The sequence below is a fragment of the Parapedomonas caeni genome (assembly GCF_041060555.1).
GTDB lineage: Bacteria > Pseudomonadota > Alphaproteobacteria > Sphingomonadales > Sphingomonadaceae > CAUJIW01.
Window position 1 is genome coordinate 134409 of record NZ_JBEUDS010000004.1, and the last position, 20370, is coordinate 154778.

General features: G+C 69.5%; 20 protein-coding genes. 14 read left to right on the plus strand and 6 right to left on the minus strand.

Annotated features, from left to right (window positions below; translation table 11 throughout):
• Nucleotides 1–2: 2 nt before the first annotated feature.
• The 4 genes from ABU113_RS04800 to ABU113_RS04815 all read left to right on the plus strand — a co-directional run bounded on the left by ABU113_RS04800 (nucleotide 3) and on the right by ABU113_RS04815 (nucleotide 5187).
• The gene (locus ABU113_RS04800; RefSeq protein ID WP_454558346.1) at nucleotides 3–1652 is read left to right on the plus strand and encodes a nitrite/sulfite reductase; all 1650 of its coding nucleotides are present in this window, start codon (nucleotides 3–5) and stop codon (nucleotides 1650–1652) included.
• Nucleotides 1645–2196, plus strand: a complete 552-nt coding sequence (locus tag ABU113_RS04805; protein WP_454558347.1) for a DUF934 domain-containing protein — start codon at nucleotides 1645–1647, stop codon at nucleotides 2194–2196. Before ABU113_RS04800 ends, ABU113_RS04805 begins: the two co-directional genes overlap by 8 nt.
• A gap of 2 nt (nucleotides 2197–2198) precedes the next feature.
• A complete protein-coding gene (locus ABU113_RS04810) occupies nucleotides 2199–2978 on the plus strand; it encodes a phosphoadenylyl-sulfate reductase (protein WP_454558348.1) in 780 nt (259 codons plus the stop codon).
• A gap of 121 nt (nucleotides 2979–3099) precedes the next feature.
• The gene (locus tag ABU113_RS04815; RefSeq protein ID WP_454558349.1) at nucleotides 3100–5187 is read left to right on the plus strand and encodes a transglycosylase domain-containing protein; all 2088 of its coding nucleotides are present in this window, start codon (nucleotides 3100–3102) and stop codon (nucleotides 5185–5187) included.
• Here the strand turns inward: ABU113_RS04815 and ABU113_RS04820 are convergent.
• From ABU113_RS04820 to ABU113_RS04830, 3 genes are read right to left on the minus strand one after another with little or no spacing between them, the layout of a single operon-like run.
• Complete coding sequence (locus ABU113_RS04820; RefSeq protein ID WP_454558350.1) at nucleotides 5155–5883, minus strand: M48 family metallopeptidase; 729 nt, start codon at nucleotides 5881–5883, stop codon at nucleotides 5155–5157. The genes ABU113_RS04815 and ABU113_RS04820 overlap by 33 nt on opposite strands.
• A gap of 58 nt (nucleotides 5884–5941) precedes the next feature.
• Nucleotides 5942–6385: a YcgN family cysteine cluster protein gene (locus ABU113_RS04825; protein WP_454558351.1), complete on the minus strand. Its 444-nt coding sequence runs from the start codon at nucleotides 6383–6385 to the stop codon at nucleotides 5942–5944.
• Complete coding sequence (locus ABU113_RS04830; protein ID WP_454558352.1) at nucleotides 6382–7011, minus strand: SCO family protein; 630 nt, start codon at nucleotides 7009–7011, stop codon at nucleotides 6382–6384. Before ABU113_RS04830 ends, ABU113_RS04825 begins: the two co-directional genes overlap by 4 nt.
• 52 nt (nucleotides 7012–7063) lie before the next feature.
• Between ABU113_RS04830 and ABU113_RS04835 the strand changes: the two genes are divergently transcribed.
• Nucleotides 7064–7699 (plus strand): ankyrin repeat domain-containing protein, encoded by a 636-nt coding sequence (locus tag ABU113_RS04835; protein WP_454558353.1) that lies wholly within the window; start codon nucleotides 7064–7066, stop codon nucleotides 7697–7699.
• Between the two features lie 72 nt (nucleotides 7700–7771).
• Here the strand turns inward: ABU113_RS04835 and ABU113_RS04840 are convergent, their stop codons facing one another.
• Complete coding sequence (locus tag ABU113_RS04840) at nucleotides 7772–8425, minus strand: histidine phosphatase family protein (RefSeq protein WP_454558354.1); 654 nt, start codon at nucleotides 8423–8425, stop codon at nucleotides 7772–7774.
• A 49-nt stretch (nucleotides 8426–8474) separates the two neighbouring features.
• On the opposite strand from ABU113_RS04840, the gene ABU113_RS04845 reads away from it, so the two are divergent.
• From ABU113_RS04845 to cysQ, 5 genes are all read left to right on the plus strand, one after another.
• Nucleotides 8475–9794: an ActS/PrrB/RegB family redox-sensitive histidine kinase gene (locus ABU113_RS04845; RefSeq protein ID WP_454558355.1), complete on the plus strand. Its 1320-nt coding sequence runs from the start codon at nucleotides 8475–8477 to the stop codon at nucleotides 9792–9794.
• Nucleotides 9791–10333 (plus strand): ActR/PrrA/RegA family redox response regulator transcription factor, encoded by a 543-nt coding sequence (locus ABU113_RS04850; protein ID WP_454558356.1) that lies wholly within the window; start codon nucleotides 9791–9793, stop codon nucleotides 10331–10333. The genes ABU113_RS04845 and ABU113_RS04850 overlap by 4 nt, the downstream gene beginning before the upstream one ends.
• A 171-nt stretch (nucleotides 10334–10504) precedes the next feature.
• Nucleotides 10505–11452 carry a sulfate adenylyltransferase subunit CysD gene (cysD, locus tag ABU113_RS04855; RefSeq protein ID WP_454558357.1) on the plus strand — a complete coding sequence of 316 codons (948 nt, stop codon included), beginning with the start codon at nucleotides 10505–10507 and terminating at the stop codon, nucleotides 11450–11452.
• Nucleotides 11452–13341 (plus strand): sulfate adenylyltransferase subunit CysN, encoded by a 1890-nt coding sequence (gene cysN / locus ABU113_RS04860; RefSeq protein ID WP_454558358.1) that lies wholly within the window; start codon nucleotides 11452–11454, stop codon nucleotides 13339–13341. Before cysD ends, cysN begins: the two co-directional genes overlap by 1 nt.
• Nucleotides 13342–13382: 41 nt before the next feature.
• Nucleotides 13383–14213, plus strand: a complete 831-nt coding sequence (cysQ, locus tag ABU113_RS04865) for a 3'(2'),5'-bisphosphate nucleotidase CysQ (protein ID WP_454558359.1) — start codon at nucleotides 13383–13385, stop codon at nucleotides 14211–14213.
• Nucleotides 14214–14248: 35 nt separating this feature from the next.
• Here the strand turns inward: cysQ and ABU113_RS04870 are convergent, their stop codons facing one another.
• Nucleotides 14249–14710, minus strand: a complete 462-nt coding sequence (locus tag ABU113_RS04870) for an Lrp/AsnC family transcriptional regulator (RefSeq protein ID WP_454558360.1) — start codon at nucleotides 14708–14710, stop codon at nucleotides 14249–14251.
• Between the two features lie 136 nt (nucleotides 14711–14846).
• On the opposite strand from ABU113_RS04870, the gene ABU113_RS04875 reads away from it, so the two are divergent.
• Together ABU113_RS04875 and ABU113_RS04880 are read left to right on the plus strand one after the other, a co-directional pair.
• A complete protein-coding gene (locus ABU113_RS04875) occupies nucleotides 14847–15623 on the plus strand; it encodes a tryptophan 2,3-dioxygenase family protein (protein ID WP_454558361.1) in 777 nt (258 codons plus the stop codon).
• On the plus strand, nucleotides 15620–16735 hold the full coding sequence (locus ABU113_RS04880) for an aminotransferase class V-fold PLP-dependent enzyme (protein WP_454558362.1): 1116 nt from the start codon (nucleotides 15620–15622) through the stop codon (nucleotides 16733–16735). The genes ABU113_RS04875 and ABU113_RS04880 overlap by 4 nt, the downstream gene beginning before the upstream one ends.
• Nucleotides 16736–16753: 18 nt before the next feature.
• Here the strand turns inward: ABU113_RS04880 and ABU113_RS04885 are convergent, their stop codons facing one another.
• A complete protein-coding gene (locus tag ABU113_RS04885; RefSeq protein WP_454558363.1) occupies nucleotides 16754–18163 on the minus strand; it encodes an amino acid permease in 1410 nt (469 codons plus the stop codon).
• A 194-nt stretch (nucleotides 18164–18357) separates the two neighbouring features.
• On the opposite strand from ABU113_RS04885, the gene ABU113_RS04890 reads away from it, so the two are divergent.
• Together ABU113_RS04890 and ABU113_RS04895 are read left to right on the plus strand one after the other, a co-directional pair.
• Nucleotides 18358–19338 (plus strand): thiamine pyrophosphate-dependent dehydrogenase E1 component subunit alpha, encoded by a 981-nt coding sequence (locus ABU113_RS04890; RefSeq protein ID WP_454558364.1) that lies wholly within the window; start codon nucleotides 18358–18360, stop codon nucleotides 19336–19338.
• Between the two features lie 21 nt (nucleotides 19339–19359).
• A complete protein-coding gene (locus tag ABU113_RS04895) occupies nucleotides 19360–20370 on the plus strand; it encodes an alpha-ketoacid dehydrogenase subunit beta (RefSeq protein WP_454558365.1) in 1011 nt (336 codons plus the stop codon).

Consider the following 20370-nt stretch of genomic DNA (forward strand, 5'->3'; position numbering starts at 1 on the left):
CCATGTACCAGTATGACAGCTTCGACGCCGCCATCGTCCAGACCCGGGTCGAGCAGTTTCGCGACCAGGTGGCCCGCCGCCTGTCGGGCGAACTCTCGGAAGAGCAGTTCCGCCCGCTGCGGCTGATGAACGGCTTCTACCTCCAGCTCCACGCCTACATGCTGCGGGTGGCGGTGCCCTATGGCACCCTGTCCTCGACGCAGCTGCGGGCGCTGGCCCACATCGCCCGCAAGTATGACAAGGGCTACGGCCATTTCACCACCCGGCAGAACATCCAGTACAACTGGATCCGGCTGGAGGACGGACCGGACATCCTCGCCGACCTGGCGGCCGTCGAGATGCACGCCATCCAGACCTCGGGCAACTGCATCCGCAACATCACCACCGACCAGTTCGCCGGTGCCGTCGCCGGCGAGGTGGTGGACCCGCGCATCTGGTCGGAAGTGCTGCGCCAGTGGTCGACCTTCCACCCGGAATTCTCGTTCCTGCCGCGCAAGTTCAAGATCGCCGTCACCGCCACCGAGCAGGACCGCGCCGCCGTGCAGTGGCACGACATCGGCATCGAGATCCTGAAGAACGCGGCCGGCGAGATCGGCTTCAAGGTGCTGGCCGGCGGCGGCATGGGCCGGACGCCGATCATCGCCAAGGTGGTGCGCGAGTGGCTGCCGGCCGAGCACTTCCTGAGCTACATCGAGGCGATCATGCGGGTCTACAACCGCTATGGCCGGCGCGACAACATCTACAAGGCACGCATCAAGATCCTCGTGCACGAGATCGGCATCGAGAAGTTCCGCGAGGAGGTCGAGGCCGAGTGGCAGCAGGTACTGCCGACCCACATCGACGTGCCGGCGGCGGAAGTCGCGCGCATCGCCGCCTATTTCACGCCCCCGGCGTTCGAGACCATCGTGCCGCCGGTGGCGGCGCATGAGGCGGCGCTGAAGGCCGATCCCGCCTTCGCCCACTGGGTGGCGCGCAACGTGGTGGCCCACAAGGTGCCGGGCTACGCCATCGCCACCATCAGCCTGAAACCGGTGGGCGGCATCCCCGGTGACGCGTCCGCCGACCAGATGGACGCCATTGCCGATCTCGCCGACCAGTACAGCTTCGGCGACGTGCGGGTGACCCACGAGCAGAACCTGGTGCTGCCGCATGTCCGCCTGGCCGACCTGCACGCCGTGTGGCGCAAGCTGGTGGAGATCGAGGTCGCCACGCCCAACGCCGGGCTGGTCTCCGACATCATCGCCTGCCCGGGCCTCGACTATTGCACGCTCGCCAATGCCCGCTCGATCCCCATCGCGCAGGACATCGCCAACCGCTTCGCCGACCTGGAGCGCCAGCGCGACATCGGCGAGCTGAAGATCAAGATCTCCGGCTGCATCAACGCCTGCGGCCACCATCACGCCGGCCACATCGGCATCCTCGGCGTCGACCGCAAGGGCGTCGAGAACTACCAGATCTCGCTGGGCGGTTCGGGCGCGGAAGATGCCAGCCTCGGCGAGCTGATCGGCCCCGGCTTCAACGATGCCGGTGTCGTCGATGCCGTCGAGAAGCTGATCGAGAAGTACCGCGCGATCCGGCAGGAGGGCGAGCGTTTCCTCGACACCTACCGCCGGGTCGGCGCCCAGCCGTTCAAGGAGGCCGTCTATGGCTAGAGTGGAAATCAAGCGCAAGTCGGCCGAGGAAGCGACCGCCGCCGGCGAGATCGTCAGCGGCGGCATCACCCTGCGCTTCCGTGACGACGCCGACCATGACTGGCGGCATGTCGAGGGCGATGCCGACCTGCCGGACGGCGGCGCCGTGGTGGTGCCGCTGGCGCGCCTGGCGGAAACGCTCGACCTCAACCGCTTCGCGGCCGTCGGCGTGCGGCTGGCGCCAGCCGACGACGCCCGGGCGCTGGCCCCCTATCTGACCCGGCTGGCGCTGGTGGAGATCGGCTTCCTCACCTTCCGCGACGGTCGCGGCTATTCGGCGGCGCGTATCCTGCGCGACGACCTGAAGTTCTCCGGCGAGATCCGCGCCGTCGGCCAGGTGCTGGCCGACCAGCTGTTCTTCATGGTCCGCTGCGGGTTCGATGCGCTGGAGCTGGACCCCAGCGTGCGCGAGGAAACCGCGCTGCGTGAGCTGGAGCGCTTCCAGCTCGTCTACCAGAAAGCCGCCGACGCCCGGGCGCCGGTGTGGGCCGAGCGGGGAGCCTGAACATGTCCAGCCTGAGCGCCAAGGTTGCCACGGACGCGGCGGTGTCGCCGGTGGGGCCGCGCGCCTTCACCCAGGCGGACGCCGACCGGCTCAACGCGATCTACGACCAGGTGCCGGCGGCGGAAATGCTGCACCGGCTGCTCACCGGCGAGCTGGCCGGCCAGGTCTCGGTGGTGTCTTCCTTCGGCACCGAATCCTCGGTACTGCTGCACATGCTGGCGGCCGCCGACCCCACCGCGCCGGTGCTGTTCGTCGACACGCTGCGCCTGTTCCCCGAGACGCTGCGCTACCGTGACCAGCTGGTCCGGCTGCTCGGGCTGACCGGCGTGCATACGCTGGAACCGGAGCCGGTGGCGCTGGCGGCCGCCGATCCCAAGTATCTGCTGTGGTCCTACGATCCCGATGCCTGCTGCGCGGTGCGCAAGGTGGCGCCGCTGGCGCGCGGGCTGGAGGGCGTGACCGCCTGGGTGTCGGGTCGCAAGGCGTTCCAGTCCTCGACCCGATCCCACCTGCCGCTGTTCGAAATCGCCGACGGCCGGCTGAAGATCAACCCGCTGGCCCGCTGGACCAAGGCCGACCTCGACGCCTACATGGACCGCTACAACCTGCCGCGTCACCCGCTGGAGGCCGACGGCTACCTGTCGATCGGCTGCATGCCGTGCACCACGCCGGTGAAACCGGGCGAGGATCCGCGCGCCGGGCGCTGGCGTGGCTGGGACAAGACCGAATGCGGCATCCACCTGCCCGGCCTCGACAAGCCGGAGGATGAGCCGGTTTTCTGAGCCGCGGCATCGGTGGTCCCGCCGCCCCGGCGACAGGCTGAGCCGACAGGACGGCAAAACGTGACCGGCGTCAGCCGTGTGGCCTTGCAGTCGCCACGAACTGGGGCTACGGCGGGAACACATGGCGAAGCAGCCTTCCTCGGATAGTCCCAGGCCCCGTCGCGCCGCGCGCCGGCGCAAGCCGGTGTGGCTGATCCTGCTCCAGGCGGGCGGCGCGCTGGCGGCCGTCACGGCGCTCGCCCTGACCTTCGTGGTCTGGCTGGCGGCCCAGTCGCTGCCCAGTTTCGATACCCTCGTCCGCGAGCCGCGCGGCCAGATGATCGTCGTCAAGGCCTCCGATGGCTCGACGCTGATCACCTTCGGCCCGTCCTACGGCGAATGGCTGTCGTCCGCCGACCTGCCGCTGAGCATCAAGACCGCCATGGTGGCGATCGAGGACCGGCGCTTCTATCATCACCCCGGTATCGACCCCATCGGCATCGCCCGCGCCATGGCCCGGAACGCCAGGGCGGGCCGTTTCGTCCAGGGCGGGTCCACCATCACCCAGCAGGTGGTGAAGAACATCTTCCTCACCTCCGAGCGCACGTTCGCCCGCAAGGCCCGCGAAATGGTGCTGGCGCTGGCGCTGGAGTGGAAGTTCTCCAAACCGCAGATTCTCGAACTCTACCTCAACCGGGTCTATTTCGGCGGCGGCGCCTATGGCGTCGATGCCGCCTCGCGCAAGTTCTTCGGTCATTCCGCCCGCCAGCTCAGCCTCGGCGAGGCGGCGATCATCGCCGGCCTGGTCAAGGCGCCGACCCGCTACGCACCGTCGTCCGACCCCGAGCAGGCCCGGCAACGGGCGAAGCTGGTGGTGGCGGCGCTGGTGGATGCCAACTTGCTGGATGCGGGTGACGTCGACAACGCGCTGATCGACCGGGTGCGCTTTGTGCCGCAGCCGCGCGAGAACAACGTGCGCTACTTCACCGACTGGGTGCTGGCACAGGTGGAGACGCTCACCGATGAGACGGCCCAGCCGCTGGAGGTGGAAACCACGCTCGACCCGCGCACCCAGCAGGCGGCGGAGCTCGCGCTGAAATGGAACGTGCCCGCGGGGTTGCAGGGTGGTCTGGTCGCCATGGCGCATGATGGCGCCATCCGGGCGATGGTCGGTGGCGTCGACTATGTCACCAGCCCCTATAACCGGGCGGTGGCGGCCCGCCGGCAGCCGGGCTCCGCGTTCAAGCTGTTTGTCTACCTGGCGGCGCTGGAAGCCGGCGCGACGCCGGATTCCATCTATGTGGACGAGCCGGTGACGTTCGGAAAATGGTCGCCGGTCAATTCCACCCGTAGCTTTCAGGGCGAGGTGACGCTGACCCAGGCCTTCGCCCAGTCGATCAACACGATCGCGGTCAGGCTCGCGGACGAGGTGGGGTTCGACACCGTGGCGGCAATGGCGCGGCGGTTCGGCATCTCGACGCCGATTTCCCGCCAGCCGGCGATGGCGCTGGGTGCCTCGGAAGTGACGCTGCTCGACATGACCGCCGCCTACGCCAGTCTCGCCCGCGGTGGCGTCGAGGCCCGCCCCTACGGCATCCGGTCCATCCGCACCGTTGCCGGCAAGCCGCTCTACAGCTACCAGCCCGACGCGCCGCGCGGGCTGGTGACACCCGAAGTCGCCGCCGGCATGACGCGTATGCTGGAGGCCGCTGTCAACGAAGGCACGGCGCGCGCCGCCAGCATCGACCGGCCCGCCGCCGGCAAGACCGGCACCACCCAGTCCAACCGCGATGGCTGGTTCATGGGTTTCACCGCCGACCTGACCGCCGGTGTCTGGATGGGGCGTGACGACAACAAGGCGGTGCCCGGCCTGGCCGGGGGGCGCACCCCGGCGCGTGCCTGGGCCGCGTTCATGAGCCGGGCGACGCAGGGCCTGCCGGCCCAGCCGCTGTTCGCTGATTCCAGTACGCTGGACGGCGTCGAGCCCGATGCCGAGACCTATGGCCTGGTGCCGGAGGGTGAGGGTATCGAGGCGGTCGAGCCGGTGTGGGACCCCGAGACGCAAAGCGCCCCGCCGGCGGCCGCGCCGTCCCAGACAACCGCCCCCGGCGCTGCCGGGTCATCACGCGCCGCGCCGCCGCGCCTTGACGATGCCTGGCTGGAAGGGGTGCTGAAGGAGCCGGGTAACGCCGCAAGCTCAGGCGGGGGTGGCAACAACCCGGTGCAGTGAGGCGCCGTGCTGGCGCAACCAGGCGCGTGCCGGCCGCACGGGGCCGCCGTTGAGCTGCTCGGCCAGCGACCAGAAGGCCTGGCTGTGGTCCATGTGGGCCAGATGCGCCACCTCGTGCGCCGCCACGTAATGACGGACCGGCTCCGGCGCCAGGATCAGCCGCCACGAAAAACGCAGGTCGCCGGACGCCGCACAGCTGCCCCAGCGGGCGCGCGGATCGCCGATGCCGACCCGCCCCAGCGGCCGGGCATGGCGCGGCAGGGCGGGGGCCGAGGCGAGCCCGGTGACGCGGGCGCCGAGGTCGGCCAGCGCCGCCGCGCGCAGATGCCGGACCACCCGTGCCGCCACCCGCGCCCGCGGGCCGCCGACCACCAGCCGGTCGCCGTCGTGGATCACCCGGCGCGGCGCGTCCGGGAGCCAGTCGATCAGGGTCTCGACGCCGTTGACCGGAATGCGCGTGCCCGGCGCGATCGGCAGCAGCGGCTGCCAGCGGTCGACGGCGGCGGCGATCCAGTCCCGTCGCTGGTCGATGAACGCCAGCGCCTCGGTGAGCGAGACCCGGCGCGGCATGCTCAGCCGCAGCGTTCCGGTGGTCGCCAGCGCGGTCAGCGTCAGGCGCCGGGCCTGCGGCAGACGGCGGATCTCCAGTGGCACCGTGAGGTCGCCGAGGTCGAGCGTGCGCCGCTCGATGCTCATGACCGTCTCTGTCCCGACACCGGCCGGGGCATGGGGGCCGGCGCGGCTGGCGGTGCGATCATGGCGTTTCATCCACCACATGCTGCTCCAGCGGCCCGGCGTCGCGTTCCGATACCGCCCAGCCGACCACTGAATGGCCGCGTCGCCGGGTCGACTCGGTGTCGCCGGTGATCAGGGGGTGCCAGTCCGGCAGATCCTTGCCCTCGGCCACCAGCCGGTAGGCGCAGGTGGCCGGCAGCCAGTCGCTGCGGCGGATGCGGTCGACCGTGAGCTTCAGGCAATCCGGCACCAGCAGCTTGCGCTGGCGGTAGTTGGCGCAACGGCCGGTCGAGAGGTCGAGCAGCCGGCAGGCGACGTTGGTGTGGTGCACCTCGCCGGTGTCCTCGTCCTCCAGCTTGTGCAGGCAGCATTTGGCGCAGCCGTCGCACAGCGACTCCCACTCGGCAGGGGACATCTGGCGCAGGGTCTTGCGCTTCCAGAATGGCAGCGGGCTGTCGTTCACCGCACCAGGTCGCCGAGTCGCGCGGCGACCTCCTCCGGGGTGACGGTGGAGGAGAAATGGGCGGCATACTTGCCGTCCGGCGTCATCAGGTAGGTCAGCGCCGAATGGTCGACCAGATAGTCGGCCGCCGTTTCGCCCTGCTGGGCCTTGGCGGAATAGACGCGATAGGCCCGCTTGGCGGCATCCACCTGCGCCTGGCTGCCCGTCAGCCCCACCAGACGCGGGTGAAAGGCGGTCACATAGGCCTTCATCACCGCCACGGTGTCGCGTTCCGGGTCGACGGTGATGAAAACCGGCTGCACCCGGGCGGCTGCGGCCGGCTTGCTGGCCTCCAGCGCCACCATCGCCTGGGCATTGCGCTGCAGGTCGGTGGGGCAGACGTCGGGGCAGTAGGTATAGCCGAAGTACACCAGCAGATACTGGCCCGGCCAGTTCTTCTCGGTGACGGTGCGGCCGTCCTGGTCCACCAGCGTGAACGGGCCGCCGATCAGCACGTCGCCGTCGCCCTCGCGGCTGCCGGCGGACCGGCTGTCGGGGCCAAGCCACAGCGCGACGCCGGCGGCAAGCACCAGCGCCGCCAGCAATGCGACGACCAGAGTGAAGGACAGGGTGCGTTTGGATTTCATGGTTCAGCTCGTCCCGGTATATAGACTTGTCGCGAAAGTCGGAGAGGAAAAAATGACGCGTAGGCTTATCCGCTCGATTCCCGCCATGCTGCTGGCCTGTGCCGGACTGGCGCTGGCGGCGCCGCCGGCCCGGGCCGAGGTTGGCGGCAACATCTACCAGTTTCTCAAGGCCGTACGCGACAAGGATATCATGAAAGCCAACACGCTGCTGTCCGAACCGGGCTCGGCGATCATCGACGCCCGTGACGGCGATACCGGCGAGGCCGCGCTGCATGTGGTGGTCAAGCGCCGCGACGGCGGCTGGCTGGAGTATCTGCTGGCGCGCGGCGCCAACCCCAATGTCGAGGACCGCGACGGTAACACGCCGCTGATCCTCGCCGCCGCCCAGGGCTATGGTGACGGCGTGACCCAGCTGATCAATCGCCGGGCCGACCCCGATGCCCGCAACCGCGCCGGCGAGACCGCGCTCATCAAGGCCGTGCAGGCACGCCAGGACCAGATCGTGCGGTTGCTGCTCGCCGGGGGCGCCCGGGTTGACATCCCGGACAACGTCGCCGGGTACACCGCGCTCGACTATGCCGAGCAGGATCGCCGGGCCGGCAACATCCGCCGGCTGCTCAGGGACGCGGAGGCGTCACGCCAGGCCCCGGCCGCGCCGCCGCCCGTCAGCCCGCCCCAGACCCGCTGAGGCCAGACCCGCTGAGGCCAGGTTTTGGGCGGGCGGGCCTGGACGGCGCGGGCTCATGCCCGCCGCGCCGGTTCAGCCGGCACGGCGGTTGGTGTAGACCAGCCGCCAGTCGCCGCCGATACCCTCGCCGGGCACGTGATCGATGCGGGTGGTCGACAGGTTGTCGACACTGATGGTCAGCGCCCGGTCGAGGTCGATGCCCAGCGCGTGCGCCAGCGCCGCCCGGATGGTGCCGCCATGGGCGACGGCGACGATCGGCCGGCCGGCGAAGCGGGCGGTCAGCTGGTCCATCGCCGCGCGGACGCGCGCCGCCTGGGTGACGAAGCTCTCGCCGCCCGGCGGCTGGTCGGCGGCGGTGGTGAACCAGGTCTTGTGGCGTGGCCGGCCCGCCAGCGTTGCCTTGAGCGCCTCCATGGTCATGCCGTGCCAGGCGCCATAGTGCTGCTCGGCAAGCCGCTCGTCCGCCAGTCGTTCGGCCGGAGCGAGCCCGGCGTCGGCGATGGCGTCGGCGGTCTGCACCGCGCGCATCAGCGGGCTGGTCACCCACACGGCGTTCTTCGGCAGGAAGCCGGCCAGTGCCTGGAAGGCCGGGGTATCGGAGACATCGGCGGGTTCGTCGTGGGTGTCGTAAACGACGGCGCCAGCCTCGCGGAGGGTGGCGACGGGGGCGTGACGGACAAAGTGCCAGCGGGTGATCATCAATGTTTCTTCCACCTGTGTCGGCACGCGCGCGCGGCCTGTTTGCTTCCTGCGTTCACCGGCGTATAGCGAAAGCGTGAGCGGGGCAGAAGATCGATCCTATCGTGTTTCAGACACGGCCGCCGGCCCGGAAGGGCTCGGCCTGCCGGGCGTACGGGTGCGCACGCTGGTCATCCTGCGCTGGATCGCCATCACCGGGCAGCTTGCGACGCTGGCCATCATCGGCCCCGGACTGGGGTTTCCACTGGCGCCTTGGCCGCCGCTGGCGGCGATCGCCGCGTCGGTCGGCGTCAACATCGGCTCAACCCTGCTCTACCCGCGCACCGCCGAGCTGAACGGTCGCGAGGCGACCATCCATCTCGCCTTCGATCTGCTGCAGCTGGCGGTGCTGCTGTTCCTCACCGGCGGTCTCAACAATCCGTTCGCGGTGCTCATCCTGGTGCCGGTGACCATTTCGGCGACCTTGCTGTCGCTGCGTTCCACCATCATCCTGATCAGCATCGCCATCGCCTGCCTGGCGGCGCTGGCGCTGTGGGCGCTGCCGCTGCCCTGGCACGGGCCGGCGCTGGCGCTGCCGCCGCTCTATCAGGCCGGCCAGGGCGTGGCGCTGCTGATCGGCATGACCTTTCTGGCCGCCTATGCCTGGCGGGTGTCGGCGGAGGCCCGCCGGCGCCAGCAGGCGCTGATCGCCACCCAGACCGCACTGGCACGCGAGCAGAAGATGTCGGCGCTGGGGTCGCTGGCGGCGGCGGCCGCGCACGAGCTGGGCGGGCCACTGGGCACCATCACGCTGATCGCCCGCGACCTCGACGACCAGCTCGGCAACGATCCCGATTTCGGCGACGACGTGAAGCTGCTGCGCCAGGAAGCCGCCCGCTGCCGCGAGATCCTGGTCGGCATCGCCCGCCGGGCCGAGGCCGACCAGCCGTTTCCGCGCTTGCCGCTGGAAGCGCTGGTCTATGAGGTTGTCAAACCGTTCGAGGGCGGCCGGGTGGCGCTGACCGTGCGCCAGAGCCTGCTGAAGGGTGCCGCGCCGGTGTTGGCGGCCCGCACGCCGGAGCTGTTGCACGGGCTTGCCAACATCGTCTCCAACGCGGTGCGCCATGCCCGCGCCCAGGTCGACATCGACATCGAGGCCGGCCGCGACGAGGTGCGGCTGACGGTGCGCGACGATGGCGACGGCTTCGATCCCGCACTGCTGCCCCGGCTGGGCGAGCCCTATCTCGGGCCGTCGCAGTCGCGTTCGGGCGGCACCGGGCTTGGCGTGTTCATCGCCACCACGCTGCTGGAGCGCACCGGCGGCACGCTGACTTTCGCCAACGTGCCCGAGGGCGGCGCGCGGGTGGACATTCGCTGGACAAGACACACATTGGACCCGGAGGAGACCAGGGCATGACGGATGCAGCGGCCGACGAGCGGACCCTGTTGCTGGTGGACGACGATGCGGCGTTCCGCCAGCGACTGGCGGTGATGCTGGAGCGGCGTGGCTTCCAGGTGACGGCGGCCGAAGGCGTCGCGGCGGCGTGCAAGCTCGCCGCCCAGCTCCGGCCGGCCTATGCGGTGGTCGACATGCGGCTTGAGGACGGCAACGGCCTCGACGTGGTGGCCGAGTTGCGGCAGGTGCGCGAGGACGTGCGCGCCGTCATCCTCACCGGCTATGGCAACCTTGCCACCGCCGTGGCGGCGGTGAAGACCGGTGCTGTCGACTATCTTGCCAAGCCGGCGGAGCCGGAGGACATCATCCGCGCCCTGCTCGCCGAGGAAGGCGAGCGGCCAGAGCCGCCGGAGGAGCCGATGTCGGCCGACCGGGTGCGCTGGGAGCATATCCAGCGGGTCTATGAACTGTGTGGCCGCAACGTCTCGGAAACCGCGCGGCGGCTGAAGATGCACCGCCGCACTCTCCAGCGCATTCTCGCCAAGCGGTCACCGAAGTGACGGACGCCGCCGCCCGCTGACGGCTGCTGGCGGATCATGGTCGGGCATACCCGCGTCCAGCTTTAGCTCACCCAAGAATTTCTGCTTTGCGACACGGCCGCGAGCCGGACATGAGTGATGTCCACAGTCGGGCACTGCTATCGTGGCGTGCCCATCGACACGGACCCGCCCATGGCCGAACAAACCGCACGCGCTGCCGACGCAGCACCCCGGACCTCCCCGCTGACGGCGCACCTGCGCCGGCTGGAGGCCGAATCGATCGCCATCATCCGCGAGGTGGCGGCCGAGTTCGCCAACCCGGTGATGCTCTATTCCATCGGCAAGGACTCCGGCGTGATGCTGCATCTCGCCATGAAGGCCTTCTACCCGGCCAAGCCGCCATTCCCGCTGCTGCACGTCGACACCACCTGGAAGTTCCGCGACATGATCGCCCACCGCGACATGATCGCCGAGCGCTACGGCGTCGACCTCATCGTCCACGTCAACGAAGAAGGCGTGGCGCGCGGCATCAACCCGGTCGACTCCGGGTCATCGCTGCACACCCAGGTGATGAAGACCGAGGCGCTGAAGCAGGCGCTGGACAAATACGGCTTCGATGCCGCCTTCGGCGGCGCCCGCCGCGACGAGGAGAAGAGCCGCGCCAAGGAGCGGGTGTTCTCGTTCCGCTCCGCCGGCCACGTCTGGGACCCGCGCAACCAGCGGCCGGAACTCTGGCGGCTGTACAACACCCGGATCCGCCAGGGCGAGACCATCCGCGTCTTCCCGCTGTCCAACTGGACCGAATACGACATCTGGGACTACACCCGCGCCGAAAACATCCCCGTTGTGCCGCTGTATTTCGCCGCCCCCCGGCCGGTGGTGCGGCGCCAGGGCGTGCTGATCATGCGCGACGACGAGCGGCTGCCGCTGCTGCCCGGCGAGGAGCCGGAAATCCGTATGGTCCGCTTTCGTTCGCTGGGCTGCTACCCGCTGTCGGCGGCGGTGGAATCCGACGCAGCGTCGCTTGATGACATCATCGCCGAAATGCGCGCCAGCCGCACCTCCGAACGCCAGGGCCGGCTGATCGACAGCGACGAGGCGGCCTCGATGGAGAAGAAGAAGAAGGAGGGCTATTTCTGATGAAACCGGACCTCCGCATCACGCCGGGCCCCATCAATCCCGGAGACCCCACCAAGGGGCTGCTGCGCTTCCTCACCTGCGGCTCGGTGGACGACGGCAAGTCGACGCTGATCGGCCGCCTGCTCTACGACACCAAGCTGATCTTCGAGGACCAGCTGGCGACGCTGGAGAAGGATTCGAAGAAGCACGGCACCACCGGCGAGGACATCGATTTCGCGCTGCTGGTCGACGGGCTGGAGGCCGAGCGCGAACAGGGCATCACCATCGATGTCGCCTACCGCTTCTTCACCACCGACCGGCGCGCCTTCATCGTCGCCGACACGCCGGGCCACGAGCAGTTCACCCGCAACATGGCGACCGGTGCCTCCAACTCCGACGCCGCCGTCATTCTGATCGACGCCCGCAAGGGGGTGCTGACCCAGACCAAGCGGCACAGCATCATCTGCGCGCTGCTGGGCATCCGCCACGTCGCGCTGGCGATCAACAAGATCGATCTGGTGGACTACGACCAGGCGACCTTCGAGCGCATTCTCGCCGACTACCGCGCCTTCGCCGACACGCTGGGCTTCGCCTCGGTGACGCCGATTCCGCTGTCGGCCCGCTTTGGCGACAATGTCACCGGCCGGTCCGACGCGCTGGCCTGGTATGATGGCCCGACGCTGCTCGACTGGCTGGAAGGTCTCGACGTCGATACCGACCTCGCGGCCCGGCCGCTGCGCTTCCCGGTGCAGTGGGTCAACCGCCCCAACCTCGATTTCCGCGGCTTTGCCGGCACCATCGCCGCCGGCACCGTGTCGGTGGGGGATCGCGTGGTGGTCGCCAGCTCGGCCAAGGAATCGACGGTCGCCCGCATTGTCACCGCCGATGGCGACCTCGCCACCGCCGGCCCCGGCGACGCGGTGACGCTGACGCTCGCCGACGAGATCGACATCGCCCGGGGCGATGTGCTGGCGCTGGCCACCGCCCGGCCGGAAGTGACCGACCAGTTCGCCGCCCACCTGCTGTGGATGAGCGAAGAGGCGCTGCTGCCGGAGCGGCAATACCTCATGCGCATCGGCAACAAGTATGTGCCGGCGCGCGTCACCGCGCTCAAGCACAAGGTGTGCGTCAACACCCAGCAGCATCTGGCCGGCAAGACGCTGGAGCTCAACGAGATCGGCTTCTGCAACCTGGCGACGGCCAGCCCGGTCGCCATCGACGCCTACGCCGACAACCGCGAGACCGGCGCCTTCATCCTGATCGACCGCTTCACCAACGCCACGGTGGGGGCCGGCATGATCAGCTTCGGCCTGCGCCGGGCGACCAACGTCCACCGCCAGGACCTGCTGGTGGACCGGGCGGCGCGCAGCCGCATCAAAGGGCACAAGCCGGCGGTGCTGTGGTTCACCGGCCTGTCGGGCGCCGGCAAGTCGACCATCGCCAACATCGTCGAGCAGAAGCTCAACGCCCGCGGCATCCACACCACCATGCTGGACGGCGACAACGTCCGCCATGGCCTGTGCGGTGACCTCGGCTTCACCGAGGCCGACCGGGTGGAGAATATCCGCCGCGTCGGCGAGGTCGCCAAGCTGTTCGTCGATGCGGGCCTGGTCGTGCTGACCAGCTTCATCTCGCCGTTCCGCGCCGAGCGCCGCATGGCGCGCGAGCTGCTGGGCGAGGGCGAGTTCATCGAGGTGTTCGTCGACACGCCGATCGAGGAGTGTATCCGCCGCGACCCCAAGGGCCTCTACGCCAAGGCCCAGGCCGGGCAGATCAAGAACTTCACCGGCATCGACAGCCCCTACGAGGCCCCGGAAGCGCCGGAGATCGTCGTCCACCCCGGCGAGGGCGGCGCGCAGGACGCGGCCGATCGCATCGTCGATTATCTCGACAGGCAGGGGCTCATCTGACAGGCAGGGACGCCACCGCCCTTCACGCGCAGGAGCGCCCGATGACGACGATCGATCTCACCGCCAAGGAAACCCTGCGCAGCCTGTGCGTGGCGCTGATCGCGCCGGTACGCGAGGCGGGTGCGGCGGTGGAAGCCGTGCGCGCCCGTGGCGTCGTTGCCCGCGAGAAAGCCGACAAGTCGCCGGTCACCGAGGCCGACGAGGCGGCCGAGGCCATCCTTGAGGCGGCGCTGAAGGCACTGACGCCGACCATCCCCGTGGTTGGCGAGGAAGCGTTCGCGGCCGGCGTCGCCCCCACCGACGCCGGCAGCCGCTTCTGGCTGGTTGACCCGGTGGACGGCACCAAGGAGTTCCTCAACGGCGGCACCGACTACACGGTGAACATCGGCCTCGTCGTCGACGGCACGCCGGTGTTCGGCATCGTCATGACCCCGGCCGACGGCGTGCTGTGGGTTGGCGGGCCGGGCTTCGGCGCCTTCCGCCAGAACGACGCCGAGGCCGATCTCGCGCCGATCCGTGCCCGCGCCATCGCCGGCCACCCGCTGGCGGTGGTCGCCTCGAAAAGCCATCGCGACGCCGAGACCGACGCCTATCTCGCCCGCCTCGACGCGCCGGCCATCGTCTCCAAGGGCTCCAGCCTGAAATTCTGCCTGCTGGCGGAAGCCCAGGCGGACATCTACCCGCGCTTCGGCCCGACCTCGGAATGGGATACCGCCGCCGGCCATGCCGTGCTGCTGGGCGCCGGCGGCCAGGTGTTCGACCCCGCCACCGGCGCGCCGTTCGCCTATGGCAAGCAGCGCTTCAGCAACGGGCCGTTCTTCGCCGTCGGTGACGCGACGGGTGCCGCACGACTGGGCGTGCTGCCCTGGTAGGCCAGGCGGGCGGGGCGGCGTTCCGCCTGCGCTTGTCAGTCGTCCACCACCGCCATCAGCGGCGCGTGTGCCTTGATGGCGCGTGTCACCATCGTTGTGGTGAACCGCTGCACGCCGGGCAGCCGCCACAAATCCCGCCGCAGCAGCTGGTCGAGGTCGGCCATGCTGCGCGCCATCACCTGCAGCAGATAGTCCGCGTCACCGGTGGTGGCGTGGCAGCTCAGGATCGCCGGCTGGCGCCGCACCGCCGCCTCGAACGCCTCGTGCTGGGCAAAGGCGATCTGCACCTGCACGAAGGCATGCAGGTCGAGCCCCAGCGCCGCCGGCGACAGCCGCGCGCCATAGCCCTCGATGACGCCGGCGGCCTCCAGCGCCTGCACCCGCTTCCAGCACGGCGACTTGGACAGGCCGACCCGCTCGCCAAGATCGGCGTAGGACAACCGGGCATCCTCTTCCAGCGCCCGCAGCATGGCGCGATCGAGGCGATCCAGCGGCATATCGTTTTCCTTACAAGCAGAATTCTCAGAACATTGTTCTTCGTTTTCGGCTTTTTCAAGTCCGATTAGGCACAATGTCCCGGCCGCTGCCCGTTACACTGCGGCATAACATCATGCCGTACAGGGAGAACAAGGGATGGACCGGCAGCGTTTCTACGACCTGATGACCGCCGAGCCGACGCTCGACTACGAACTCTACATCAACACCGGGGCCCTGCTGGCCTGCCAGAAGCCGTTCGAGGACTTCTGCAACCGCGATGAGCTGCAGTTCCAGATCGTCCATCAGGTCGAGGAGCTGTGGATGAAGCTGATGGGCTACACGCTGCTCGACATCGACGAGCACATGGCCGCCGGTCGCGTCCACCGCGCGCTCACCCTGTTCGGCCGGGTGCACCAGATCCTGCGGCTGATGATCGACCAGCTCGGCCTGCTGGAGACCATGTCGCCCAAGGACTACCAGCAAATCCGCCTGCAGCTCGGCAATGGCAGCGGCCAGGAGTCACCGGGCTTCCGCGCCGTGCTGCAGATTCCCCCCAGCCTGTGGGAGACCTACCGGCGGGTCTATCTCGACCCCGCCGGCCGCAGCGTCGAGCAGGTCTACGACGGCGACTACCAGCACGACGACGCCTATATGCTGGCGGAAGCGCTGATGGAGTTCGACGAGCTGTTCCAGAAGTTCCGCTGGCACCACATCTTCCTCATCCATCGCTCGATCGGCATGGGCGCCGCGTCGCTCAAGGGCCGCTCGGTCGACCTGCTGCAGGCCGGCGCCAAGCACCGCTTCTTCCCCGCCCTGTGGGAGGTCCGCGCCACCATGACCGACAGTTGGGGAGGCAGCTACGGCCGGGTGCGCGACAGCCTGGGCGAGGCCAGCCGGGTCAGCGAAACCCCCGGCGCGGAGCCGCGCGCGTGAACGACGACTGGCGCGACCGCTTCCTGACGCCGCCGGGCGGGCCCTATCTGCTCAGCCATTCGGTCGGCCCGCAGCCGGTCGCCGCCGCGCCCCTGCTGCACCAGGCGTTGCTGGCGCCGTGGGCGGCCAAAGGCGGCGAGGCCTGGGGCGACTGGCTGGCCGCCATCGACCGGTTTCGCGCCAGCCTGGCCGGACTGCTGGGCGGCGCGCCGGCGGACTACTGCCCGCAGGCCAATCTGTCGGCCGGGCTCACCCGCCTGCTCACCGGTCTGACCGTCGACCCGCGCCGACCGGTGCTGCTGGCGGCGGAGGCGAGTTTCCCCTCGCTCGGCTTCGTGCTGCAGCAGATGACCCGGCTCGGTTACCAGCTGCGCTGGCTGCCACGCGCCGCCGATGTCACCGACGCCGGGGTCTGGGCGGCGGCGCTGACCGACGACGTGGCGGCGGTGCTGACCATGCACGTCCACTCCAACAGCGGCGCCGTCTCGCCAGTGACCGAGATCGCCGCGCTGGCGCGCGCGCGGGGCATCGTCAGCATCGTCGACGTCGCCCAGTCCGCCGGCATCCTGCCCATCGACGTCACCGCCTGGGGGGCGGACGCGGTGCTCGGCTCGTGCGTCAAATGGCTGTGCGGCGGCCCCGGCGCCGGCTTCCTGTGGGTGGCGCCAGGCCTCGTCGAGGCGGTGCAACCGCTCGACGTCGGCTGGTTCTCCCACGCCGAACCGTTCGCCTTCGACATCCACGATTTCCGCTACGCGCCCGACGCGCGCCGCTTCTGGGGCGGCACCCCGTCGGTGGCGCCCTATGTGCTGGCCACCGCCGGCATCGAGACCGTCGCGGCACTGGGCGTGCAGCAGATTCTGCAGCATAACCGCCGGCTGATCGCCCGGCTGCGGGCGGCGGTGCCGGCACGCTGGCACGACCGGCTCGACGTCACCGCACGCGGCGGCACGCTGTGCCTGCCCTTGGCCGACGACGAGGCGGGCCTCGTCGGGCGGCTGCGCGCCATCGGCTGCCGGTTCGACCAGCGCGGCGCGGTGCTGCGGCTGTCCTTCCACGCCGGCAACACCGACGACGAGGCCGACCGCGTCGCCGACTGCTTCAGCGCCTGAGCCGGGGCGCCTGCCCCGCTATCGCGCGTTGAGGTGGCTCGCCCGGGCGCTGTAGGCGAGATAGACCGCCAGCCCGACCACGTTCCAGATCAGGAAGCGGACGATGGTGGCGGTGGGCAGGCTGACGAACAGGTAGAGGCAGCCGGCGATCGCCAGCGGGCCGATCAGCCACGCCGCCGGGGCGCGGAACAGCCGGGGACGGGCGGGCTCGCGTCGCCGCAGCACCAGCAGGCAGGTGCCCACCGCGACGAAGGCGACCAGCGTGCCGGCATTGGCCAGCTCGGCGATTTCCTTCAGTGGCAGCAGGCCGGCGATCACCGCCACCACCACGCCGGTAACACCGGTCACCAGCGTCGGCGTACCAGTGCGACTGTTGATCCGCGCCAACGCCGAGGGCAGCAGGCCGTCGCGGCCCATCACGAAGAAGATGCGGCTCTGGCCGTACATGAACACCAGGATCACCGTCGGCAGCGCCAGAATCGCCGCCCAGGCGATCAGGTTGGCCGCCAGCGGATGGTCGAGCGACTTCAAGACGAACGCCAGCGGTTCCGAACTCGCCGCCATCTCGGCGAACGGCACCGCGCCAAGGCCGGCGGCCGCCACCAGCATGTAGAGCAGGGTGCAGATCAGCATCGAGCCGATGATGCCGATCTTGAGGTCGCGCCCCGGATCGCGGGCTTCCTCCGCCGCCGTCGAGATGGCGTCGAAGCCGTAGAAGGCGAAGAAGATCAGCGCCGCCGCCGGCATCACCCCGCGCTTCACCCCCTCGGCGTCCACCGAGGCAAAACCATAGGGCATGAAGGGCTGGAAGCGGTCCGGATCGAAGGCCGGCAGGGCGAGCACGATGAACAGCGCCAGCGCCGCCAGCTTCACCAGCACCAGCGCGAAGTTGACCGTGGCGCTTTCCCTTGTGCCCAGCATCAGCAGGCCGGCGACCGCCAGCGAGATCAGCACCGCCGGCAGGTTGATGATCCCGCCGCCATGCGGCCCGGCCAGCAGCGCCGGCGACAGCGGCAAACCGAGCCAGTCAAGGAAGCCCGCCATGTAGCCCGACCAGCCGACCGCCACCGCGCTGCACACCACGGTGTATTCGAGAATCAGGCTCCAGCCGACGATCCACGCCAGCCCCTCGCCCAGCACGGCGTAGCTGTAGGTGTAGGCGCTGCCGGCGGCGGGAATCAGCGTCGCCAGTTCGGCATAGGCGAGCGCCGCGCAGGCGCACACCAGCCCGGCGATGGCGAAGGAGAGGATGACGCCCGGCCCCGCCAGGCCGGCGCCGATGCCGGTCAGCGTGTAGATGCCGGTGCCGACGATGGCGCCCACCCCCATCGCCACCAGGTGCGGCCAGCCCAGTGTCCGGTGCAGTCCATGGTGCGGGTGTTGCCCCGCCAGTGCGTCCAGCGATTTACGTCGGTTCCAGAACGTCATGAGCCCCCCGGCGATGTCCTTGCGCGGCGGCGCGCCGCCTGCGCAAGATTGTTACGCGATGGCGCGCCACTTGTCATGCCACGCCATCGGCTGGCCGCGCGGGATCGCGGCCCTATCATTTCCAGTGGATTGCAGGGGAACCACGGCAGTCTATTGACGTCAGACACGCGCGACAAAACCAAGGGGAGCAGTCCATGCAGCTCAGTCGGGAGCATCTAGAGCGGGCCTACCGCCAGATGAAGACGATCCGCGAATTCGAGGAACGTCTGCACGCCGAGATCATGACCGGCGAGATCGCCGGCTTCACCCATCTCTATTGCGGCCAGGAAGCGGTGGCCGTCGGCGTGTGCGAGAATCTCACCGACGCCGACTACATCGTTTCCACCCATCGCGGCCATGGCCACTGCATCGCCAAGGGCTGCGACGTGAAGGGGATGATGAAGGAAATTTACGGCCGCCGCGACGGCCTGGGCAAGGGCAAGGGCGGCTCCATGCACATCGCCGACATCAATGTCGGCATGCTTGGCGCCAACGGTATCGTCGGCGCCGGCGCGCCCCAGGCGGTGGGCGCCGGCATCGCCGCCAAGCTCGACCCGCGCGCCGACGGCACGTTCAACGTCTCCGTCACCTTCTCCGGCGACGGCGCCTGCAACCAGGGCACCACCTTCGAGGCCATGAACATGGCGGTCGTCGTCAAGGCGCCGGTGATCTTCGTGTTCGAGAACAACCATTATTCCGAGCATACCGGCCACGACTATGCCGTCGGCTCCAAGGACATCGCGCGGCGCGCCGAGGCGTTCGGCATGAAGGTGTGGCGCGGCAACGGCTGCGACTTCCTGGAAACCTACGCGCTGATGCGCGAGGTGGTGGAGTATGTCCGCGCGGGCAACGGCCCGGCGGCGGTGGAACTGGATACCGAACGCTTCTTCGGCCACTTCGAGGGCGATCCGCAGCGCTATCGCGGCCCGGGCGAGATGGAGCGCATCCGCGCCGAACGCGACTGCCTCAAGATCTTCCGCGACAAGGTGACGGCGGCCGGCCTGCTTGGCCACGACGTGCTGGACGCCATCGACACCGAGGTGCTGGCGCTGATCGAGGAGGCGACCCAGGAGGCGCGCAGCGCGCCCGTGCCCACCGCCGAGGACGTCCTCACCGACGTCTATGTGTCCTACTGAGCCGCCGGGGAGCACCACATCATGGCAGTCATGACCATCCGCGAGGCGATCCTCGACACCATCCGTGCTGAAATGGCCCGCGACGAGCGTGTCATCATGCTGGGCGAAGACATTGTCGGCGGCTCCGGCACACCGGGCGGCCGCGAGGCGATCGGCGGCATCTGGGGCACCTCCACCGGCCTGTATGCCCAGTTCGGCGAGAACCGGGTGATCGACACCCCGATTTCCGAATCCGCCATCATCGGCGCCGCCGCCGGCGCGGCGCTTGCCGGCAAGCGGCCGATCGCCGAACTGATGTTCGCCGACTTCATCGGCGTCTGCATGGACCAGCTGATCAACCAGATCGCCAAGTTCCGCTATATGTTCGGCGGCAAGTCCCGCTGCCCGGTGGTGGTGCGGCTGGTCTATGGCGCCGGCATGAACGCCGCCGCCCAGCACAGCCAGGCCTTCTACAACCTGCTGACCGCCATCCCCGGCCTCAAGGTGGTGATGCCGACCACGCCCGCCGACGCCAAGGGCCTGCTGACCCAGGCGATCCGCGACGACGACCCGGTGATGTTCTTCGAGCACAAGGCACTCTACCAGGTGAAGGGCGAGGTGCCCGACGGCGAGCATCTGGTGCCGTTCGGCCATGCCCGGGTCTGCCGCGAGGGCCGGGATGCCACCATCGTCGCCACTGGCCAGATGGTGCGGCTGGCCGAGAAGGCCGCCGACGCGCTGGCCAAGGACGGCATCGGCTGCGACGTGCTGGACCTGCGCACCACCAGCCCGCTGGACGAGGAGGCGATTCTCGACAGTGTCGAGCTGACCGGCCGGCTGGTGGTGGTGGACGAATGCCCGCCGCGCTGCGGCCTTGCCACCGACATCGCCGGTCTGGTCGCCAGCAAGGCGTTCGCCGCCCTGCGCGCGCCCGTCGAGATGGTGACGCCGCCGCACACGCCGATCCCGTTCGCCCGCGAGCTGGAACGGGCGTATCTGCCGTCGGTCGACCAGGTCCGGGCGGCGGTCGTCAAGTCGCTGTCCTACCGGTAA